Annotated in this window: 2 protein-coding genes and 1 pseudogene; all 3 read left to right on the top strand. The window is 70.0% G+C overall.

Annotation, left to right across the window (positions count from 1 at the left end; all coding sequences use genetic code 11):
* Positions 1–444: sensor histidine kinase (locus tag C7C56_RS10250; RefSeq protein ID WP_146204396.1), on the top strand; the 444-nt coding region annotated here is incomplete at its 5' end.
* Between the two features lie 59 nt (positions 445–503).
* A complete protein-coding gene (locus tag C7C56_RS10255) occupies positions 504–1,184 on the top strand; it encodes a response regulator transcription factor (RefSeq protein ID WP_106757325.1) in 681 nt (226 codons plus the stop codon).
* A 996-nt stretch (positions 1,185–2,180) separates the two neighbouring features.
* Positions 2,181–2,916 (top strand): annotated as a pseudogene (locus tag C7C56_RS30850) (methyl-accepting chemotaxis protein); the annotation flags it as partial.

Consider the following 2,916-nt stretch of genomic DNA (forward strand, 5'->3'; position numbering starts at 1 on the left):
GCCGGCCACGCCGTCAGCGTCGAGGCCGGGGCGCTGCCGCTGCCGCTGGCGGTGCGCTGCGAGCCCGAAGGCCTGCGCCTGGCGCTCCAGGTACTGCTCGACAACGCGGTCGCGCACGGCGCCGGCGGCCCGCTCGCGCTGGCCGGCGGCGCCGCCGACGGCGGCATCGAACTGCTGGTGCGCGACGCGGGCCCGGGCGTGGCGCCCGACGAAACCAATAGTATTTTTGACAAGGGCTACCGCGGGCGCAATAGTGTGGGCAAGCCCGGCTCCGGCCTGGGCCTGTACCTGGCGCGCTCGGTGCTCGAGGTGCACGGCGGCACTGTGACGATGCGCAACCTCGACGCGGGCGGCGCCGAATTCCGGATTTGGTTGCCGGTGCGTATTAATGATGGGAAATGCCTTGCATCCGCTGGCACCAGGCATAATAATTCGGCCAAGTAAAATAACTAACAATCAAGGGTAGGCAGCGGGGCCGCAAGCGCTCCCGGTGACTCAAACAAATGACGCAGATACTGATCGTCGAAGACAATAGCGACTACGCCACCGACATGGCCGATTTCCTCACGGACCTCGGCCACCATGTGGTGCTTGCCACGACGGCCGGCGAGATGTGGGGCGCGCTCACGCGCCTGCCCGCCGCGGTGGTCGTGCTCGACCTCGGCCTGCCCGACGAGGACGGCTTCAACGTGATTCCCCGGATGCGCCAGCTGTATCCCGAGATCGGCCTGCTGGTGCTGACCGGCCGGGTCGCCTTCGACAGCCGCATCCTCGGCCTGCGCCTCGGCGCCGACCACTACCTGACCAAGCCGATCAAATTCCCCGAGCTGGCGGCCCACATCGAGGCGCTCGACCGCCGTGTGCGGCCGGCCGAGCCGGCGCCGGCGCCGAGCAAGTGGACGCTGCGGGTCAGCGCGCGCCAGCTCGAGATGGCCGGCGCGGTGATCGACCTGACCGAAAAAGAGTGCAACTTCCTGCATCTGCTCACCATCAACACGCGCCCGGTGCCGCGCCAGTTGATCGTGGCGGGCATGGGCGGCGACGATCCCGACGCCAGCCGCCGGGTCGACATGCTGGTGTACCGCCTGCGCAAGAAGGCGCGCACCGGGCTCGGCCAGGACCTGCCGCTGCGCAGCGCCTACGGCGAGGGCTACAGCCTGTCCGCCGGCTTCAACCTCTCCTGAGAGGCTGAGAGTCTTTCGACCATGCCCGCTCAGCACGCCGGAAGGCGCCCGCTCGTCGTTGCAAATGCTCGCCATAGCCCGAGCTATGGCTGTGCTTTGCGCCTACATCGGCCGCCTTCTGGCGCGCTGCTCGGGCACGTCCGAAAAACTCTCAGCCTCTGAGCGGCCGTCGGGCGGCGCCAGCCGGCCCGCCACCCTCCGCAGGTGGCGTCCACCGGCGTCCCCCGCCCGTTGCGGCGCCGTTGGCGCCGCACCCCGGGCCCGGCGGCGTCCGCGCGCGCGCTTTGTTAAATCCCATCCAAAAATACTTGCCGTTTTGTTACATTTTGGGATGTTCAGCGGGCGGGCCCTGGCTTAGAATGTCAAATAATGCCCGCTGTCAATACAGCCGTAGCGCCCCCTCCCCGAGGAACCGACGTGATGACCTTGCTGCACCGCGTCCCGCTGCTATGGAAGGTGCTGTTCGCCCGGGGCATCGCAATGCTGTGCATGGCGCTGTATTTCGGCGCCACCGCGCTCGTCTTTAAACAGAACAACGAGCGCCTCGCCGACGTGCGCGACGTCCAGTTCCCCGTGCTCGAGACCAGCACCGAGAACGTCGGCGCGCTCGACAAGATCATCGACATCCTCAATTCGGCCGCCGCCGCCGGCGAGGCCGAGCAGCTCCAGGGCGCCGACGCGATCGCCGCCAGGGTGCGCGCCAACTACGCCCGGCTCGGCAAGATCGACGCCGGCGAACGCGCCGCGCTGCTGCGCCTGGCCGCCGGCTTCGACACCTACTACGGGCACGCGCGCGCGGTCGCCGAGATGATGGCGAAAAACAGCGGCAGCCCGGACGCCGCGCGCCTGGCGGCCATGGGCGCGAGCCTGAACAGCTACCGCGGCGCGCTGGGCACCTTCCGCGAGGCCGCCAACCGGCGCTTCGTCGGCACCGTCAACGCCGCCACCGGCGACGCCGTCAGCGCCATGCGCAGCGGCGCGGCGATCGGCGTGTTCGGCCTGCTCGTCACGCTCGCGTTCGCGCTGGTGCTCGCGCGCGCGCTGTCGAACCAGCTCCAGCGCGCGGTCGGGGTCGCCCAGACCGTCGCCGCGGGCGACCTGAGCAGCCGGATCGACAGCAAGGCGGGCGACGAGACCGGCCAGCTGCTGCGCGCGCTGCGCGACATGAACGCGAGTCTGGTGGGGATCGTGGGCAAGGTTCGCGCCGGCACCGACAACATCGCGGCCGGCTCGGTCGAGATCGCGCGCGGCAACGGCGACCTGTCGCGCCGCACCGAGCACCAGGCCGGCGCGCTCGAGCGCACCGCCGGCGCCATGCTGTAACTGACGGGCACCGCCAGGCAGAACGCCGAGCACGCGCAGCAGGCCAAGGCGCTGGCGGCCTCGGCCTCGGAGGTGGCGCTCAAGGGCGCGCTGGTGGTGGCGTGCGTGGTCGACACCATGGGCGCGATCAACGCCTCCTCGCGCAGGATCGGCGACATCATCGGGGTGATCGAGGCGATCGCGTTCCAGACCAACATCCTGGCGCTCAACGCGGCGGTCGAGGCGGCCCGCGCGGGCGAGCAGGGCAGCGGCTTCGCGGTGGTCGCGGCCGAGGTGCGCAACCTGGCGCAGCGCTCCTCGACGGCGGCCAGGGAGATCAAGAACCTGGTCGGCGAATCGGTGGCCCAGGTCGGCCTCGGCTCGCAACTGGTCGACCAGACCGGCGCCACCATGGGCGAGATCGTGGCCA

It is taken from the genome of Massilia glaciei, from assembly GCF_003011895.2.
GTDB lineage: Bacteria > Pseudomonadota > Gammaproteobacteria > Burkholderiales > Burkholderiaceae_D > Telluria_A > Telluria_A glaciei.

Coding starts and splice junctions, on each gene's coding strand:
- C7C56_RS10255 (WP_106757325.1), top strand. CDS start 504: ATGACGCAGATACTGATCGTCGAAGACAATAGCGACTACGCCACCGAC.